General features: G+C 65.1%; 10 protein-coding genes and 1 pseudogene. 4 read left to right on the forward strand and 7 right to left on the reverse strand.

Features of this window, described 5'->3' with window-relative positions; all coding sequences use genetic code 11:
* Positions 1–21: 21 nt before the first annotated feature.
* Positions 22–1,115 (reverse strand): annotated as a pseudogene (gene ugpC, locus O8I58_RS04335) (sn-glycerol-3-phosphate ABC transporter ATP-binding protein UgpC).
* Positions 1,116–1,428: 313 nt separating this feature from the next.
* Between ugpC and glk the strand changes: the two are divergent.
* The 3 genes from glk (at position 1,429) to eda (ending at position 5,238) form a co-directional block, all read left to right on the forward strand.
* A complete protein-coding gene (gene glk / locus O8I58_RS04340; protein WP_298320995.1) occupies positions 1,429–2,457 on the forward strand; it encodes a glucokinase in 1,029 nt (342 codons plus the stop codon).
* Between the two features lie 169 nt (positions 2,458–2,626).
* A complete protein-coding gene (gene edd / locus O8I58_RS04345; RefSeq protein ID WP_298320997.1) occupies positions 2,627–4,537 on the forward strand; it encodes a phosphogluconate dehydratase in 1,911 nt (636 codons plus the stop codon).
* A 41-nt stretch (positions 4,538–4,578) separates the two neighbouring features.
* Complete coding sequence (gene eda / locus O8I58_RS04350) at positions 4,579–5,238, forward strand: bifunctional 4-hydroxy-2-oxoglutarate aldolase/2-dehydro-3-deoxy-phosphogluconate aldolase (protein ID WP_298320999.1); 660 nt, start codon at positions 4,579–4,581, stop codon at positions 5,236–5,238.
* 96 nt (positions 5,239–5,334) lie between these two features.
* On the opposite strand, the gene O8I58_RS04355 is transcribed toward eda, so the two are convergent.
* On the reverse strand, positions 5,335–6,939 hold the full coding sequence (locus tag O8I58_RS04355; protein ID WP_298321001.1) for a glycoside hydrolase family 68 protein: 1,605 nt from the start codon (positions 6,937–6,939) through the stop codon (positions 5,335–5,337).
* 374 nt (positions 6,940–7,313) lie between these two features.
* On the opposite strand from O8I58_RS04355, the gene O8I58_RS04360 reads away from it, so the two are divergent.
* Positions 7,314–8,768 carry a glycoside hydrolase family 32 protein gene (locus tag O8I58_RS04360; RefSeq protein WP_298321003.1) on the forward strand — a complete coding sequence of 485 codons (1,455 nt, stop codon included), beginning with the start codon at positions 7,314–7,316 and terminating at the stop codon, positions 8,766–8,768.
* 7 nt (positions 8,769–8,775) lie between these two features.
* Here the strand turns inward: O8I58_RS04360 and O8I58_RS04365 are convergent, their stop codons facing one another.
* From O8I58_RS04365 to O8I58_RS04385, 5 genes are all read right to left on the reverse strand, one after another.
* A complete protein-coding gene (locus O8I58_RS04365; RefSeq protein ID WP_298322731.1) occupies positions 8,776–11,907 on the reverse strand; it encodes a discoidin domain-containing protein in 3,132 nt (1,043 codons plus the stop codon).
* A gap of 101 nt (positions 11,908–12,008) precedes the next feature.
* Positions 12,009–15,002 (reverse strand): TonB-dependent receptor, encoded by a 2,994-nt coding sequence (locus O8I58_RS04370; protein WP_298321005.1) that lies wholly within the window; start codon positions 15,000–15,002, stop codon positions 12,009–12,011.
* Positions 15,003–15,411: 409 nt separating this feature from the next.
* Positions 15,412–16,248 carry a carbohydrate ABC transporter permease gene (locus tag O8I58_RS04375; protein ID WP_298321007.1) on the reverse strand — a complete coding sequence of 279 codons (837 nt, stop codon included), beginning with the start codon at positions 16,246–16,248 and terminating at the stop codon, positions 15,412–15,414.
* Entirely contained in the window at positions 16,245–17,126 is an 882-nt protein-coding gene (locus tag O8I58_RS04380) for a carbohydrate ABC transporter permease (RefSeq protein WP_298321009.1), read from the reverse strand. The genes O8I58_RS04375 and O8I58_RS04380 overlap by 4 nt, the downstream gene beginning before the upstream one ends.
* Positions 17,123–18,403, reverse strand: coding sequence for a sugar ABC transporter substrate-binding protein (locus tag O8I58_RS04385; protein ID WP_298322733.1), 1,281 nt, complete (start codon positions 18,401–18,403; stop codon positions 17,123–17,125). The genes O8I58_RS04380 and O8I58_RS04385 overlap by 4 nt, the downstream gene beginning before the upstream one ends.
* Positions 18,404–18,469 lie beyond the last annotated feature (66 nt).

Genomic DNA, 18,469 nt, shown 5'->3' on the forward strand with positions numbered 1-18,469 from the left:
TTCACACCGCGGCAGTGGCCGTCAGCGCGTGGCGATGCTCAGACCTGATGCCGGATCGAACACATGCAGGCGGTCCACCGGCAGTGCCATGGACAGGCGATCGCCGATCTCGGGCGAAGCCTGCGGGGCCACGCGCGACACCAGCAGCTGCGGACCGAAGCGCAGGTGCAGGAAGGCCTCGTTGCCGACGAATTCCACGCCCTCCACATCTGCCTGGAAAGCGGCTTCACCCGTGCCCGCCAGCTGCAGGTCTTCCGGACGCACGCCAACCACCACCTCGCGACCGATCCATTCGCTCAACGCGGCAGGCAGCGTGCCGAGCAGTGCTTCCTGGCCGTCGGCCTGGACCAGCTTGGCGCGGTCTCCACCTTCAAGGCGGCCGTGCAGGAAGTTCATCGCCGGGCTGCCCAGGAAACCGGCCACGAACAGATTGGCCGGACGGTCGTAAAGCACTTTCGGCGTATCGATCTGCTGGATCTCGCCATCCTTGAGCACCACGATCCGCTGGCCCAGCGTCATCGCTTCGACCTGGTCGTGGGTGACGTAGATCATGGTGGTGCCCAGCTGGCGATGCAGGCGCGCGATCTCGGTCCGGACCGCGAGTTGCGCAGCTTGGCATCCAGGTTGGACAGCGGCTCGTCCAGCAGGAACACCGCCGGCTCGCGCACCAGTGCCCGGCCCAGCGCCACGCGCTGGCGCTGGCCGCCGGACATCGCCTTGGGCAGCTTGTCGAGCATCGAGGTCAGGCCAAGCGTCTCGGCCGCGGCCTTGATCCGGGCGTCGATGGTGGCCTTGTCGTGCTTGCGCAGCTTCAGGCCGAAGGCCAGGTTTTCGGCCACGGTCATGTGTGGATACAGCGCGTAGGACTGGAACACCATGGCGATGTCGCGGTCCTTCGGCGCCACTTCGTTGACCACCCGGTCACCGATCTTGAGCGTGCCGCCGCTGATCTCCTCCAGGCCGGCGATCATCCGCAGCAGGGTGGACTTACCGCAACCGGACGGACCCACCAGCACCATCAGTTCGCCATCGGCGACCTCGAAGCTGGCTCCCTGCACGGCGACCTGGCCGTTGTCGTAGACCTTGCGGACCTGATCCAGCTGCACACTCGCCATCGTCACTCCCGTGGGCGTTCAAGAACTTGCTGCGATGCAACGGAACCTCCCCGCGCACCGCACTGCAAAAAGGTGACGCCTGCCCCCGTGACGGAAGCCGGCGTAGCGCGGTATTCTGCCATGTAAGCGTTTTCATCACGCAATCATTTCATCATCGACACTGCCGGAGGGGGCCATGTCGGAATCATCACCGCATTCGTATGCGGGACCTCGCCTGAACGGGCCACGCGCTAACATCCGCCGCGCCCAGCGGTCGGCACCCGCCGTCAGTGCTGGACGTGTCGTTTCCCACCCAGCCTCAGGACTCTCCCGCATGACCTCACCCGACCCCGCGCAGTGCGTCCTGCTGGCCGATATCGGCGGCACCAACGCGCGCTTCGCGCTGGCCGACACCTCCGCCGACAACCCGTTCCTGGCTGACAGCACCCGGGAATACGTGGTGGCCGAGTTTCCTTCGCTGGCCGATGCGGCCAAGCACTACCTGGACGAAACCGGCTCCAAGGCCCGCAACGGCGTGTTTGCCGTGGCCGGCCGCGTGGATGGCGACGAAGCCCGCATCACCAATCACCCATGGGTGATCAAGGTGCCGCGCATGCGCAGCATGCTGGGCTTCGAAGGCATCAAGCTGATCAACGATTTCGCCGCCCAGGCCATGGCCGTGTCGCTGCTGGGGCCGGAAGACGTAGCCCAAGTCGGCCCGGCGCGCTGGAAGCCGGCACCGCTTTCCAAGAAGCGGACCTATGCCGTGATCGGCCCGGGCACCGGCCTGGGCGCTGGCGGCCTGCTGATCCGCGACGGCAAGCGCATCGCCCTGGAAACCGAAGGCGGCCATGTCAGTTTTCCGCCCGGCAATCCGGAAGAAATCGAGATCCTGCAACGCCTGTCGCGCCAGTTCGGCCGCGTCTCCAACGAGCGCCTGATCTGCGGCCCGGGCTTGGTCAACATCCACCGCGCGCTGAGCGAAATGGCCGGTGAAGACCCCGGTCCGCTGAAGCCATCGGACGTGACCTCGCGTGCGGCCGAAGGCGATGCCCGCTGCCTGCAGTCGCTGGACGTGTTCTTCGCCGTGTTCGGTGCGATTGCAGGCGACCTGGTGCTGACCCTGGGCGCCTGGGACGGTGTCTTCCTGTGTGGCGGCCTGGTCCCGCGCCTGCTGCCGCAGCTGCAGCGCTCGGGCTTTCGCCAGCGCTTCGAGCACAAGGGCCGTTTCTCGCCGGCGATGGGCAATATCCCGGTCCTGGCCAACCTGCATCCGCAGCCAGGCCTGCTCGGCGCGGCCGCCACGGCGGTGGAAACCTTCGGTGCGCCACGCGAAACCCAGGCCACGCCTGCGAAAGCTTGACTGGACTCGTATTGGTACTCTTCCGCCAGCCCACCTGGCGGGTTGGATCGCGTTAGAATCCGGCATAACGTCGCGTTGACGATGAACTGACCACCAACTGGTATTGCTAGTGGTCTCCTCAACGGAACACGCGACTTCCCTTCCTGATTCAGTCACAAGCTGCCAGCCAATGACCCTGCACCCGCGTATCGAAGCCGTCACCGACCGCATCCGTCGCCGCAGCGCGCAGCCGCGCCAGGCCTACCTGGACGGCATCGACGCCATCCTCAGCGCCGGCCCGCAGCGTACCCGCCTGAGCTGCGGCAACCTGGCCCACGCCTTCGCCGCCAGTGGTCCGACCGACAAGGGCCGGCTGCGTGCGGATGTGACGCCCAACCTGGGCATCATCACCGCCTACAACGACATGCTCTCGGCCCACCAGCCGTTCGAGGCCTATCCGGAAATCGTCCGCAAGGTGGCCCGTGAACTGGGCGCCACCGCGCAGGTGGCCGGCGGCGTGCCGGCCATGTGCGACGGCGTCACGCAGGGCCGCCCGGGCATGGAGCTTTCACTGTTCTCGCGCGACGTGATCGCCCAGTCCACGGCGATCTCGCTCAGCCACGACATGTTCGATGCCGCCCTGTACCTGGGCGTGTGCGACAAGATCGTGCCGGGCCTGCTGATCGGCGCACTGGCGTTCGGCCACCTGCCGGCGGTGTTCGTCGCCGCTGGCCCGATGACGCCCGGTATCCCGAACAAGGAAAAAGCCGCGGTGCGCGAACGCTACGCCGCTGGCGAGGCCACCCGCGAGGAACTGCTGGAAGCCGAGTCGGCCAGCTACCACGGCGCCGGCACCTGCACCTTCTACGGCACTGCCAATTCCAACCAGACCCTGCTCGAAGCGATGGGCCTGCAGCTGCCGGGCAGCTCGTTCGTCAATCCGGATACGCCGCTGCGCGATGCCCTGACCCGCGCCGCCGCCGAACGCGCCCTGCACATCACCGCGCTGGGCGAGGACTACCGCCCGATCGGCCACCTGATCGACGAACGCGCCATCGTCAATGCGATCGCCGCGCTGATGGCCACCGGCGGTTCGACCAACCACACCATCCACTGGGTGGCCGTGGCGCGTGCAGCCGGCATCATCCTGACCTGGGACGACATCGACGAGATCTCGCAGACCGTGCCGCTGCTGGCCCGTGTGTACCCGAACGGCGAGGCCGACGTGAACCGCTTCGCCGCGGCCGGCGGCACCCAGTACGTGTTCCGCGAACTGCTCGACGCCGGGATGATGCACGACATCCCGACCATCGTTTCCGGCGGCATGCGCGCGTTCTGCGACGAACCGCGCCTGAGCGAAGGCCGCCTGGCCTACGCACCGGGCATCACCAGCAGTGCCGATGAAGCCGTCGTGCGCCCCGTGTCCAACGCGTTCGAAGCCCAGGGTGGCCTGCGCCTGCTGCGCGGCAACCTGGGCCGTTCGCTGATCAAGACTTCGGCCGTGAAGCCCGAGTACCGCCGCATCCATGCACCGGCCGTGGTCGTGGACGATCCACGCAGCCTCAACAAGCTGCACGCCGCCGGCGTGTTGCCGCACGACTTCGTGGCGGTAGTGCGTTACCAGGGCCCGAAGGCCAACGGCATGCCGGAACTGCATTCGCTCGCCCCGCTGCTGGGCCTGCTGCAGAACCAGGGCCGGCGCGTGGCGCTGGTCACCGATGGCCGCCTGTCCGGCGCCTCGGGCAAGATCCCCGCCGCCATCCACATCACCCCCGAAGCTGCCGCCGGTGGCCCGCTGGCGCGCCTGCGCGAAGGCGACATGATCCTGCTCGATGCCGAAGCCGGCATCCTGGAAGCACAGGTCGATCCGGAAGAATGGAAGCTGCGCACCCTCGCTCCCGATACCGCCAGGCCCTCGCATGACATGGGCCGCAACCTGTTCGCGCTGAGCCGCGCACAGGTCACGCCTGCCGACCAGGGCGCGCTGTCGATCTCCTGCGGCCCGCCTTCGCCCGAACACGGCTGGGAAGTGGACGCCGAGTACGAGCTGGGCCACGTACCCGCTGCCGCAGGCGCGCCCCACGAATCCAAGGACGCCTGACCGGCGCCGCGCTGCTCTCTTTTTCCGCACAGGACACATCGATGACTCTCTCCAAGCGCCAGCAACAGACCGAAGCCCTCCTGTCCTCCGCCGGCATCCTGCCGGTGGTCGCCGTGGATACCCTGGACCAGGCCCGCGGCGTCGCCAACGCGCTGCTGGAAGGCGGCTTGCCGGTGATCGAACTGACCCTGCGCACGCCGATCGCGATGGAAGCGCTGGCCACGCTGAAGAAAGAGCTGCCTGGTTTCGCCATCGGCGCCGGCACGGTGCTGACCATCGAGCAGATCGACCAGTGCGTGGGCGCAGGCGCGGACTTCATCGTGACCCCGGGCACCCCGGCGCACATGGCCCACGCGCTGGCTGCCGCGCCGATCCCGGTCGTTCCCGGAGCGGCCTCGCCGACCGAACTGCTGACCCTGCTCAACCTGGGCTTCAACGTGTGCAAGCTGTTCCCGGCCACGGCCGTGGGCGGCCTGCAGATGATCAAGGGCCTGCACGGCCCCGTGCCGCAGCTCAAGCTGTGCCCCACCGGCGGCATCACCGAGGCGACCGCTGCCGAATACCTGTCCCAGCCGAACGTGGTCTGCATCGGCGGCTCGTGGATGGTGCCGAAAAACTGGATCCAGGCCGGCGACTGGACTTCGGTCCGCGACACCGCCGCGCGCGCGGCGCAGATCGTCAAGCAGGTCCGCGGCGGCTGATCCGAGCGCAGTCGCAGTACGAAAAAAGCCGCCCGAAGGGCGGCTTTTTTTTCGCGGATGACCGGGATTTACGAAACCGCTTCATGCATCGCCCGCTCAGCCATCGGCATCCCGCCCGCTCAGCGACGGCAAGCTCCGCGACAGCGGGAAGTTCCAGGGGAACGGCAGGTTGGACGGGATGTCGCCATAGCCACCAAGCCCGCCCGTGCCGTAGCTGGTGTCCAGCGACGAGGACGCACCTCTGATCTTGATCCGCACCGTCGGAGCGTAGGCACCACCGCGCCGCGTGCCGATGGCATCGATGAACGAGGTCACCAGGCCACCTGGCATCACGTAGTGCGAATAGGACTGGAAGGTGCGCGGATTCTGGTCCGGGTCCAGCGCGTACGGCTCGCCTACCGGGCTGTTGAGGTCGGTGGGATTGCCCAGCACCAGCCCGCTGCCCGCATTCATCGGCTGGAAGTCACTGCGGATGCCGTTGCCGACGAACCCCATGACCCCATCCGGCCCATCCATGCCCGCGGCGTAGGTCGAACGGTGGGTGATGGTGAACAGGTAACGCTTGCCATCCTTGAAATAGATCTGCGGACGTTCGGTCTGGTCGTTGACGCAGTTGGCCGACAGGATCGGCGGCAGGAATTTCCATCGCGTCAACGCACGATTGGTGGCCACGGCCAGGCCCACGTTGGCCATCTGGTACACCGCGCCGGAGTCCATCACCTCTTCCAGGTCCTCACGCTCGGGATCGTTGGCCGCATAGCCAAGGTCGGCCTCGGTACAGGCACGTGCGCCACGCTCGACCGCCGAATTCCCCTCGAACACCATGAAGACCTTGCCCGGGTGCGCAGGGTCCAGGAAGGGAAACGGATCGCGGAAGTTGTAGTACGGATTCTGCGCACCGGTCTGGTAGTACACGCCATCGGGTCGCAGCAACGCGAGATGGTCGTTGAAACCGGAGAACCAGACCCGGTTGCGGTTGGCCATGATCCGACCATCGGTCCTGGCGATGATCGCGGTTGACGGCGTGATGTCCTCGTCATTGGCATTGCGATTGAAGGCCAGCGCGGTGTAGTACACGCTGACCCTGCCATCCACGCCCAGCAGCCGCGCCGAGCCGGACCATTCCGCATTCTGCGACAGCGGTATGTTGCCGAAGATGCGCACGCTGGAGCCATCGGGAAACACGTGGCCGCCGTAGATCCAGCCGCCATCCCGCGGGCGCCAACGTGCCGGGATCCCCGCACGTCGATAGAAATAGCCGATGCGCGCATGCGTATGCCGGTCGTCGAAGCTGTAGCCACCACTCTGGTCGGCGGTGAGCGAGAAGATCACTTCCCAGCCGCGGAAGCTGATCTGGTTGGCGTTGAAGTCGGCCAGGGGCCAGGTGTCCCAGACCCAGACGCTCGAATTGGTCTGGGGGAAATCGGCCGGGATGTCGGGCATGGTCAGCCACGACGGCATCGAGTTCTGTCCGGTGGGGACGTTGAGATCGGACATGCCCTGGATCTGGCGTGCGTCGGCGCGCGTCCAGCGTGCGGTGAAGTTGCTTGCCGGATCATGAGCCTGCTGGCTATGGAACGTCGGCTCGGGAACACCTTGTGCGGAGACCGACTGCAAGGAAAACAAGGATGCGGTTACCAGCAACGCTGCGGAAACCACGCTGCAGAGCCGCGCCTTTTTCTTATCGTGACGATAGGACATGGCGGCTTCCTCGTGAGATGAATGCGTGCCCAACACAAGCCGGACACACGCGCACTGCTATCACTCGGAATCGCCTTCCACAAGCGAAATAAAAACTCTACTTCGGCCGTTACACGAGTTGTCACGCGCTGCTGAAATAGCTGAATTTTCAGCCCATTTTTCGCAATTAACTGCGCGCAGCGCTGGCATTTCAACCTAAACTTTTTCGCAAAATCACACCAGGGAACGCCGCGATGAAATGCATTGCCGCACGCCTGTTCCTGCTTTGCGCAAGTTGCTCCCTGCTGTGCGCCTGTTCCAGCCCTGGACAGCCGCCTGAACCGGGCACCCCGCAATGGCGCCCCGCCCTGCACTACACCCCAGCACGCAACTGGATGAACGACCCGAACGGGCTGGTGTTCTTCGAAGGCCGCTATCACCTGTTCTACCAATACAACCCGCAGGCGGCCGAATGGGGAAACATGTCCTGGGGCCATGCTTCCAGCGCTGACCTGCTGCACTGGACCGAACATCCCGTGGCAATGGCCAACACGCCGCAGGAAGACATCTTCTCCGGCTCGATCGTGCTCGATGCACACAACCGCTCGGGCTTGGGCAACGGCGATTCGCCGGTGCTGGTGGCGCTGTACACCAGCGTCTACAAGGAAGGCACCGGCCACGCGCCCGGCACCCAGGCACAGTCGCTGGCCTACAGCACCGATGGCGGCACGTCCTGGCACAAGTACGCTGCCAATCCAGTGCTCACCCTGGCCCCGGAATCCAAACAGTTCCGCGATCCCAAGGTCTTCTGGCATGCGCCATCGGACAGCTGGATCATGGCCACGGTCGTGGCCGATGCACAGGTGGTCAAGCTCTACCGCTCGCGCAACCTGCGCGACTGGGAATTCCTCAGCGACTTCGGCCCGACCGGCTACACCCGTCCCGGCATGCTCTGGGAAATGCCCGACCTGTTCCCGCTGCCGCTGGACGGCGATGCAGGCAAGGCCAAGTGGGTGATGATCGTCAACGTCAATCCATGGTCCATCGCCGGCGGTTCGGGCACCCAGTATTTCATCGGCCATTTCGACGGCACCAGGTTCGTGGCCGAGGACGTGGCCACGGCCGGCTCGGACCCGGCGCGTTACCGCTGGCTGGACCATGGCGCGGACTACTACGCAGCCGGCACCTTCGCCAACGCCCCCGCAGGCAAGGCCATCACGATCGGCTGGATGAGCAACTGGGACTATGCAAGCCAGGCGCCCACCCGGCCCTGGAAAGGCGCCATGGCGCTGCCACGCGAACTGTCCCTGCGTACGGTCGAAGGCGTGCCGCGGCTGGTCTCCACGCCGGTGGAGCAATACACCCGGCTGGTGGCGGCACACCAGGCCACGCAGTGGCCGGACATCACCCTGGACGGCGCCAGCCGCGACCTTGGCCCGCAGGCACGGGGTCAGGTGTTGGACATCGCACTGCGCCTGCATCCTTCGTCGGCGCAGCAACTGGGCATCGTGGTGCGCGCTTCAGCCGACGGCGCGCGCGGGACCAGGATCATCCTGGACCCGGCTGCGAAGACCCTCACCGTGGACCGCAGCGCGGCCGGCGAAAGCGGATTCTCGCCCAAGTTCAGCACGCGCCACATCGTGCACGTGCCGCTGTCCGGCGAAGGCGAACTGGCGCTGCACATCGTGGTCGACCGCGGTTCGGTGGAAGTCTTCGCCGCCGATGGCAGCGTGGTCGTCACCGACCTGATCTTCCCTGATCCCGCCGACGACCATGTGCGGCTGTTCGCGCAAGGCGGCCGCGCCGAGTTCCGCGGCCTGCAGGTCACCTCATTGCTGGCGGATGAGTGACCGCGCCTCAGGGCGCGGCCACCTGCACGTTCGCCGGCAGCGCGGTGACGCGCAGTTCGTTGCCATTCCATTTGGCCGGCTTGCCGCCGACCGTGGTCTTGCCCGGCACGCTGGCGTACGGCCATTGCAGCACCAGGCCGCCCTTGGGCAGCTTGATCCCGGTTGCCGGCACGTCCAGCTGCAGCGTTCCGGCATCGCGCTTGAGTGAATAGCCCAGCGGTCCATCCGGCGTGCGCAAGCCGGAGATGGCGATGCCCTGCCCGTCCAGCCACGCCGCCGGAATGCCTGCCGCCAGCACGATGCTGTCATCGCTCTCGCGGGTGTAGGCAAACATGTCCAGCGCGGTGCGGACGAAGTCCGAACCGACCCATGCGTGCGGCAGGTCGCCGACGAAGAAGGGTTTTCGCGGCGTGTGCGACACCACCTCGGCCCACTGGTTCCATGCCAGCGGCGTGCGATGACCGAAGAAGAACTGCACCGCGTCGTCGGCCCGCTCGCGCCAACCCAGCCGCACGAACGCAGCCACGTTGCGCCATTCGTAGGGCGTGTAGTCCTTCCACTCGCGCCTGCCGTCGGCACGCTTCTCGAAATCGGTCCAGTAACGTTCGAAGGTGTTGTTCAACAGCGGCTGCGGCAGGTTGGCCTGTTCGCCGGCCGGGGCCAGGCCGATCGTGGTCGAGGTCGAATCGAAATCGCCCAGCTCGGCCGAACCCGGCAGGAAATCCAGGTTGTGCTGCTTGGCCGCCAGCTTCAGCGAAGCCATCAGGTCGGCGTGGAACTGGTCGCGCGAGGCGGCCATGCGCCTGGCTTCGTCGGTCTTGCCCAGCAACCTGGCCAGTTCGACGGCGTCCTTGTACCCGCGCAACGCCCAGAAGTTGTCCCAGTACGAATGCACGGGCTTGGCCGAATAGCCCTCGTGGCTGATCGACACCGGCATCATCCCGTAGAAGGCCGGATTCTTCGCGCGATTGGCCTCGGTGCGCTCGGACAGGCGCAGCTTCTCCATGTAGCGGTACGCGCCCTCCACGTGCGGCCACATGCGCTGCACGAAGGCCTTGTCGCCGGTATAGCGCCAGTAATCGGCCACCGCGAAGATCAGCTCGCCGTGGCTGTCGTTTTCCGGCACCGGATCGCTGCCGCGACGGTCCACGCAACACGGCACCATGCCGTCCTTGAACTGGTATGGCGCGTACCAGTCGATGTACTCGCGCACGACCTCCGGCCGGCCCATGCGCAGCAGGCCTTCGGAAATCATCGCGCCATCGCGGATCCAGCTGCGGTTGTACGAGCGCGTGCCCGGCTGCAAGCGCGGTCCGACACGCGAGATCAGCATGTGCGCGGTCGACGTGCGCAAGGTATCCACCAACGGCTGGCCAGCAGCCGGCACGGTGAACCTCACCCGGTCCAGCTTGTCGCGCCAGACCTTGGCTACCGCATCCTGCCGCGCCTGCGCGCTGCAGTCAGCCGCGACCACGGTGGTAGCGCACTTCGGCTTGCCGGTCATCGGAATGCGCAGGTCGAACTCGCGCGTTTCGCCCGCTGCCAGGGTGAGGTCGTAGACGAACGCGCCTGATGCCAGTCCAGTTTCATCCACCACACTGGTGCTGTCCGGCAAGGCATCGCCGGCCAGCTGTGCCACGTCCATGCCGCCGTCGAAGGTGCTGGCGAACACCGCATCGGGCGCCTGCGAGGCGAATACGCGCGGCGTGCCGTTGACGCTGGCCGCCTTGCCGGCGAAGGACAGCGTGTCGATCCGGCTGACCCCGCCCTGCACGCTCAGGAACTGGGTCGGCGGATTGACCTGGAATGGTCGCAGCGCCAGCGCCAGACGATAGCTGTGCGAGGCATTGCCCGGATTACGCAGGCGGTAGCGCACCACCAGCTGCGAATCGGCCGGCGTGCCATCGGCAAACGCCGTGGTGGTCAGCTGCAGCGATGGATGGGTCCATTCCACGCTGGGAATCGGCAGGTAACCGTCCTGCAGGGTCTGTTTCTGCTTCACGTCGGCCCAGCTCAGCAGGCGGCCGTCGGTGACCACGAACGGCTCGACACTGAACCCGCCGCGGCCCACTTCCACCGCGCCGTCCTCGCCGATCAGGCCCTGCTCGGTACCGCCGTCCAGGCCGATGATGGTCCAGTACGGCTGCTGGCCACTGAAGCCACGCGGGAACCAGCCCCGGGGCGAATTGGATGCCACCGACCTGACTACATCATTGGGCGTGGCCGAGAACGCCAGCGGCAACACCTGCAGTTCGGCCAGGCCGAACGAGGCATGCGGCCCCTGCACCGGCAGCACGCGCACGTAGCGCGCTTCGGATTCCGGCAGCGCGATCCAGTCGGCGCCGCCATTGCCATCGACGACCGAGCGCACGTCGCGCCACTGCTGGCCGTCATCGGACAGCTGCAACAGGTAATCGGAGGCGTATTCGTCCTGCTTCCAGACCAGCTTGAGGCCGCCGAATTCGCGTAGCCTGCCCAGGTCCAGGGTCAGCTGCGGCTCACTGGCGGCATCGAAATCGGCGTACCAGGCCGTCTCCGGCCTGCCGTCCACGGCCTGCAGCGCACTGCTGCCGACATTGGCAGCAGAGACGCTCGCACTGCCCATCAGCGGCGAGGTGTCTTCGGCCGGCAGCGGCGTGAACGTCAGCGCATCCAGGCAGACCGAGCCCTTGCCGCCGGCATTGTTGTAGATGGTGAATTCGAGTTTTGCGCTCTTGCGCAACGTCTTGTCCGGGTCCGGACCCCAGGCCTTGTCGATGTGACGCTTGCGATAGGTGACCTGCGTCCAGTCTTCCGGGAAATCGTAGCTCGGGCGATTGACCCACCACACGTTGTCGCCGGAGGGATCGCTGAGCTTGAACTGCAGATCATTGGCCGGTGAGTGGCCACGGATCTTGAAATCGAAGCGGTAGTTGTCCGGATAATCGATCTGGACCTCGCGCTGCACGCCGGCATAGCCGGACACGCCGTGATAGTCGTAATCCAGGCACAGGGCCTTGCCGCCCTCTGCTCCGGGCACCACGCGCAAAGCCGCGGTCACCTGGTTGGAGGTGACCACTTTCCAGGTGGAGGGGTCATCGAAGCCGTCGATGATGCGCGCGCCGCCGGCGGCGCCCTGGGCCGATGCCGATACGGCCATGCAGGCCAGCGACAGTCCCGCGATGGTTCTGATCATCCCTCACCCTTTCATGACCGACATGGAAACCGGAGGCCGCCGATGCGGCCTCCGGGGAACACCTTTTACCAGTTCAGGCCGAAGGAAAGCTTGAAGGTGCGCATCGGCGAGGCCAGCAGCCCGGTCGGTGACGCATACGCGGTATTGAGGTCGCTCGAGGTGCCGGTGTCGGTGCTGTAGGTCGAGTAGTTCACCCAGTTGAACAGGTTGATGATGTCGGCGCGGACGTTCATCTTGATGTTCGTGCCGGTATCGAGCTCCTTGTTCAACGCCAGGCTGAATTCCTTGTAGCCGAAGGTGTTGTCAGGCGTGAACTGCTCGATGTAGCACTGCGAGCTGCCCGACAGGCAGTTGTAGCCATACACCGGCGTCTGGCTGGCCAGCGACAGCTTGCCCGACAGGCTGATGTCGTATGGCAGGTCGTAGATACCGGTGACGACCAGACGGTTCTTTGGAATGCCCGCGGCCTGGTGCCAGCCGTAGCCCGCCATCGATTCGTAGTCCAGTGAATAGTGTTCGCCGAACGCACGGTTCTCCTGGGCATCGGAGAACGTATAGGCCACGCTGACACCCCAGCCCGATTCCTTGTCGTAAGGCTTCTCGATCTTCATCGCCAGCTGGTTGTTGCGGGTCTCCAGGCCATTGGTGCCCAGCACGATCGCGCTGTAACCATCCGGCGAATCGCTCGGCGCGCCCGAGGTGGTGCCTGCGGCCAGGAACGAGCCGTCCGCCAGGCGGTTGCCGCGCAGGAACACGAAGCCGTCATGGCTCTCGATCCGGCTCAGCGACACGTCGGTGAACCAGTCGTTGTTCCAGAAGTGCAGCGTGTTACGCATGCCGATGCTGAACTGGTCCGAGTACGGCACCTTGATGTTGTTGTCGATCAGGTAGATCTCGCGACCACCACCGCCGGTCGAGCTACTGGACAGCGCAGCCAGGCCTTCCGCGGTTGCATAGCTGTCGTCCCATGCCACGCAGGGCGAGCCCAGGCACGGGTTGTTGGCACTGCTGAAGTAATAGCTGTAGGACTTGAAGCTGTTGTTGAGCTGCTCCAGGGCCAGGTAATCGAACAGGTTGCGGTCGTAGGCGCGGCCTGCACCGCCGTAGATCACGTGCTCCTGGTCGCCGAACAAGTCATACGACGCGCCCAGACGGGGCTGCCACGCATTCTTGAACGCCTTGCGGTTGCTGCCGGTGCTGATGTAGTCGTTGATGTTGTAGTTGGCGTTGTCCAGGTTGCTCCAGTTCTGCAGCGCGCTGGCCACGTCGCTTGGCGTGACGAAGTTCAGGAACGACGGGGTCTTTTCATAGTCGTAGCGCACGCCCAGGTTCAGGGTCCAGTGATCGTTGATCTCCCAGTCGTCCTGCAGGTAGACGCCGTACTGCTTGTTCTTGGAAACGACCGAACCACCACTGCTGTCGTCGCCCCAGCTGACCTTGTACGGCGTGTCGGTGTCAGTGAGGATGTTGTAGTAGTACTGCGGGTTGGCCGGGTTGATCTGGGTCGAATCCAGTTCCACCGACTTGTACTTGAAGCCCACCTTGAAGGTGTGGCTGCCGTGCCACTCCATGCTGTCCAGGGTCAGGTCATCCTGCACCGCCCAGCCCTTCTGGCCCTTGTCCTGGTAACTGCTGCCCGCACCGGCGGTCAGGATGGTGGTCTGCTCGCTCGCGGTGCTGGTCCCGCTGGCATCGGTGGTGTAAGGCGCATAGGCAAGCACATAGCCGACGCCATCGGTCAGCGGGTCCTGGTGCCAGAACGCGCTTTCGTAGCTCAGGTTGAACTCGTTGAGGAAGCGCTGGCCGCTGTACTGCCAACGCAGGTTGGCGCGCTTTTCTTCCTGGCCGTTGCTGCTGCCATGGCTGTAGGTGGTGGTATCGCCGATGTCGGACAGCTCGTCTTCCTTGCGGTACTTCGCGGTCAGCTCGAACAGATTGTTGTCACCGATGGTCCAGTCGATCTTGCCGAAAGCCAGGTCTTCCTTGAACGGCGTGCTGTAGCTGGTCACCAGGGACTGCAGGGATTCCGGCAGTTCATCCACGCGATCGGAATAGATCGAGCCCGGGATGACCGTGGTCGGCGTGGTGTACTCCTTGTTTTCATACGCAATGAAGAAGTGCGCGCGGTCCTTGAGGATCGGCCCACTGAACGTCGCGCCCCACTCGGTTTCGGCGAAATCATCGCGCTCACCGGCCTTCTTCTCGAGCGGACTTTCAGCGCGCCAGCTGTCGTTGGTGGTGTCCCAGAAAAAGCTGCCATGGAAATCATTGGTGCCTGACTTGGTCGAGGCCACGATCGCAGCACTGCTCACCTGGTCGTACTCGGCCTTGTAGTTGGAGGTGATGACCTTGTACTCACCGATCGCCGACTGCGGGAACGGGTTGCCGCGGCTGGAATCCTGGCCGCTCACGCCGCCGGTCAGCACGTAGCTCTTCTGGCTGATGCCATCGATATAGACGTTGGTGCCATCGGCCGAGGTCGCGCCCGAGCGCATCTTGGTATTGCCGTCGCTGCCGCGGATGAACTGCACGCTGGGCACGGTGTCGGCGACTTCCAGGAAGTTGCGCGTGGCCTGCGGCAGGCGTTCGATCTGGACGTTGGAAATATAGGTCGCGTTCTCCGAGGTGCGCGTTTCCACCAGTGCCGACGGGGCCGCGGTCACCTTGACCGCACCCAGGTCGGTGGCATCGCCCGCAGGTGCAGCGGCCGTCTCGCCGAGGTTGAGTGTCGCGGTCTGGCCGACAGCCAGGGTCACGGTCTTGCTGCTCGCCTGGCCGTTGCTGACCACATCGACCTTGTACGAACCCGGCGGCAGGCCTGCGGCGTTGTAGGCGCCATCGGCAGCAGCCTTGACGGTGCGGCTGAAACCGGTGGCGATGTTGGTCACGGTGATGGTGGTATCGGCCGAGGCATCACTGACCTGTCCACGCAAGGTGGCAGCGGTCGACTGGGCCATGACGGGCGCGGCGCCCAGCAGCATGCAGCCGGCCAGCGCGCAGGCCAGTACGGAACGATTGAAACGACGGGATCCAGCGTGGGGGATGGATTGAACTGACATTAAAGAACCCTCTCTTTCTTATTGTTGATCGTCAGACACTCCCGGGATCCCAATGGACCCGGGCAACGGTTACGGCACGCGGACGTGCCCTCCCAACTCCACGGCGCAAGGCCGTGTTCCGTGCGGGTCGATCTGCGTCGACCCCGCGCGATATCGCATCGCCAACTGGCGACACCTGATGCCCTCATGCGTCACTGCGCGACAGCCGGATTGCGTGACCGACGCACGCTGACGCAGATTGCGGGCAGCAGAAACCCTGGTGCCGACAACGCACCCAGGCGAAAAAATCTCCTATGCAATGGCCGTCGCGCGCCGCGCGACGACGATGTCGACTCAGATCAAACGCGCCTCCGCGTACTCCGGAACAGACTTGGGAGCACGCACGCATCGATACGACGGGATGAGAATCTCATCCCTTTACGCTTCCCAACAGCAGACCTTGGATGTAGTAACGCTGCAGCAACAGGAACAGCGACAGCACCGGCACGATCGTGACCACGGCACCGGCCATCATCATCTCCACGTCCATCACGTGCTCGCGCGACAGCGAGGCCAGCGCCACCGGCAACGTGTACTTGTCCTGGTCGGTCAGCACGATCAGCGGCCACATGAAGTCGTTCCATGCCGCCATGAAGGTGAAGATAGACAAGGTGACCAGCACCGGCTTGAGCATCGGCAGCACGATCTGGAAGAAGATCCGCATCTCGCCGGCACCATCCATGCGTGCCGCTTCCAGCAGTTCGTCGGGAATGCTGCGCGCGTACTGACGCACCAGGAAGATCCCGAACACCGTCGCCAGCGCCGGCACGATCACGCCGCCAAAGCTGTTGACCAGGTGCAGCTGCTTCATCAGCAGGAACAGTGGCAGCATCGCCACCTGTGCCGGGATCACCAGCGCGGCCATCAGCACCTGGAAGAGCCGCTCGCGCCCGACAAAGCGCAGCTTGGCGAAGGCATAGCCCGCCATCGTGTTGAACAACAGCGAGCCCAGCGTGATCGCCACCGATACCAGCAGGCTGTTGACGAAATTGCGCGCCATGCCCGTGCGCTCGAACAGCGCGTGGTAGTTGGCCAGGGTCGAGCTGCTGGGCAGCATCGGCGGAGGGAAACGACTGGCCTCGCCGGGCGGCATGAACGACACCGACACCATCCATGCCAGTGGCGCCAGGCTGATGATCGCGATCACCAGCAGCGCGCCATTGACCAGGATCGCGTTCCAACGGGTGCCACCGACTTCGCGGCTCATACCAAATCCTTTTTGCGGCCGAAGCGCAGCATCACGGTGGTCACCGCCAGGATGATCAGGAACAGCAGGAACGCCACGGCCGACGCGCGACCGAGGTTCCACCACTTGAAGCCTTCTTCGAACATGAAATACAGCACGCTGACCGTGCTCTGCAGCGGGTCGCCGCGGGTCATGACGTAAGGTTCGGCGAACAGCTGGAAGTAACCGGAAATGGTGATCACGCCGACCACCAGCAGCACCGGGCCCAACATCGGCAGGGTGATGTGCAGGAACTGCTTCCAGCGGTTGGCGCCATCGATGCGCGCGGCCTCGTACAGGTCCTGCGGGATCGCCTGCAGGCCGGCCAGGAAGATCACCATGTTGTAGCCGAAGTTCTTCCACACCGCGAACAGCATGATGGTCGGCATGGCCCAGTGCGGGTCGCCCAGCCAGTCGATCGGCGAGATGCCGATGTGCTCCAGCGCGTAGTTCACCAAGCCATAGCGGGTATGGAACAGATAGCGCCAGATCACCGCCACCGCGACCAGGGTGGTCACCACCGGCGCAAACAGCGCGGTGCGGAACAGCGCCTTGAAGCGCGCGGCCGGGGCATTGAGCAGCAGCGCTGCGCCCAACGAAGCGGCGATGGACATCGGCACGCCCAGCAGGACGAAGTAAGTCGTGTTCCACAACGACTTCCAGAACATCGGCGTCTGCAGCAGGTCGATGTAGTTGCCCAGCGCGACAAAGCGCAGGTTGTGCAGGTCGGCCAGCGAATACAGGTCGAAATCGGTGACGCTCAGGGCCAGTGCCGACAGCACCGGCAGGCCGAAGAACACGCCCAGTACGATCAGCGACGGCCCGGCGAAGATCCAGCCGGCGAGTGAGTTCTGCTTCATGGGGTGGCCCTCGCCGTTGGGACATCGCTGCCGGTGGCGTGGTCGCGTTCGTACATCCAGCGACGCTTGGCCAGGATGTCGTCCACGCGTCCGTCCAGGTCGTTCAGTGCCTTGTCCTGCGACTCACCGCCGCGGACCACGCGCTCGGTCGCCAGGCGCATTTCCTGCACGATCCGCTCCCACTCCAGCACCTTCGGCGTCGGCTTGACGCGTTCGAGTTGTTCGGCGAACGCGCGGGCCAGCGGATCGCCTTCCAGCTGCGGTGTCTGCCAGGTGCTGCGGCGCGGCGGCAGGTCGCCGATCAGGGCGTGGAAGCGCTGCTGGATATCCGGGCGCGACAGGAATTCGACCAGCTTCCAGGCCGCTTCCTTGTTCCTGGAACGCTGGAACAGCACCAGGCTCGACCCGCCGGCGATGCCCGCGCCCGGACCATGCGGACCTGGCAGCGCCATCGTGCCCCACTGGTCCTTCAACGCCTCTGGCGCGCGGTTGCGGAATTCGCGGATGTTCCAGGGACCGGAAAAGTAGAACGCGAAGTAGCCGTTGAAGAATTCATCCCAGACGTTGGAGACCTGGGTTTCGGACAGCGGTGGCGCCCAGTGCTGGGTGAAGGTGTTGGCGTAGAACGCCAGCGCGCGGCGGAACCCCGGGCTCTGGAAATTGCCGCGGTTGTCATGGTCGCGCAGCAGCGGGTCGTCCTGCTGCAGGCCCAGCGAGAGCTGCTGCTCGAACTCGTTGAGCGGCATCAGGATCGCGAAACGGTCCTTCCCCACGTGCGCCTTGATCTGCGCCATCGCGGTGTTCCACTCGTCCCAGGTGTTGATCGGCAGCTTGACCCCGGACTCGCGCAGGATGTCCTTGCGGTAGTACAGCAGCCGCGTATCGACATACCAGGGAATACCAACCAGCTTGCCGTCGATGACATTGGTTTCCCAGATGCCCGGGAAGTAATCGTCCTGCTTGACCACCGTGGAAGCCTGCACGTAGGGCTCCAGCGGCGTCAGCGCATCGAGCGCGGCGAACTCTGAGATCCAGGTATTACCCAGCTGGCAGATGTCCGGCAGCGTATCGGCCGCGAACGCGGTCAACAGCTTCTCGTGCGCAGCGGTATTCGGGATCTGCTGCATGTCCACGTGGATGCCGGGATTGGCCTGCTCGAATTCGGGCAACAGCGTGCTGATGACCTCGCCTTCGCGGCCGATCGCCCAGAAGGTCACGGTGGTCTGGCCCGCCGGCGCCCGGTTGCAGCCGGCCAGCAGCGAGATGACCGCCACCATGCCCAGCCGCCGCCAGGTGGCAGCGCGCTGCTGGCGCGCCGATGCCGCCGTTGTGAAACGTGAAAA

The organism is Pseudoxanthomonas sp. (assembly GCF_027498035.1).
Classification (GTDB): Bacteria; Pseudomonadota; Gammaproteobacteria; order Xanthomonadales; family Xanthomonadaceae; genus Pseudoxanthomonas_A.

What these genes read in the sequence shown, in the direction of transcription:
- O8I58_RS04385 (WP_298322733.1), bottom strand. Translation starts at nt 18,403, where the DNA reads ATGGTGGCGGTCATCTCGCTGCTGGCCGGCTGCAACCGGGCGCCGGCG.
- eda (WP_298320999.1), top strand. Translation starts at nt 4,579, where the DNA reads ATGACTCTCTCCAAGCGCCAGCAACAGACCGAAGCCCTCCTGTCCTCC.
- glk (WP_298320995.1), top strand. Translation starts at nt 1,429, where the DNA reads ATGACCTCACCCGACCCCGCGCAGTGCGTCCTGCTGGCCGATATCGGC.
- O8I58_RS04360 (WP_298321003.1), top strand. Translation starts at nt 7,314, where the DNA reads ATGAACGACCCGAACGGGCTGGTGTTCTTCGAAGGCCGCTATCACCTG.
- O8I58_RS04375 (WP_298321007.1), bottom strand. Translation starts at nt 16,248, where the DNA reads ATGAGCCGCGAAGTCGGTGGCACCCGTTGGAACGCGATCCTGGTCAAT.
- O8I58_RS04370 (WP_298321005.1), bottom strand. Translation starts at nt 15,002, where the DNA reads ATGTCAGTTCAATCCATCCCCCACGCTGGATCCCGTCGTTTCAATCGT.
- O8I58_RS04355 (WP_298321001.1), bottom strand. Translation starts at nt 6,939, where the DNA reads ATGTCCTATCGTCACGATAAGAAAAAGGCGCGGCTCTGCAGCGTGGTT.
- O8I58_RS04380 (WP_298321009.1), bottom strand. Translation starts at nt 17,126, where the DNA reads ATGAAGCAGAACTCACTCGCCGGCTGGATCTTCGCCGGGCCGTCGCTG.
- edd (WP_298320997.1), top strand. Translation starts at nt 2,627, where the DNA reads ATGACCCTGCACCCGCGTATCGAAGCCGTCACCGACCGCATCCGTCGC.
- O8I58_RS04365 (WP_298322731.1), bottom strand. Translation starts at nt 11,907, where the DNA reads ATGGCCGTATCGGCATCGGCCCAGGGCGCCGCCGGCGGCGCGCGCATC.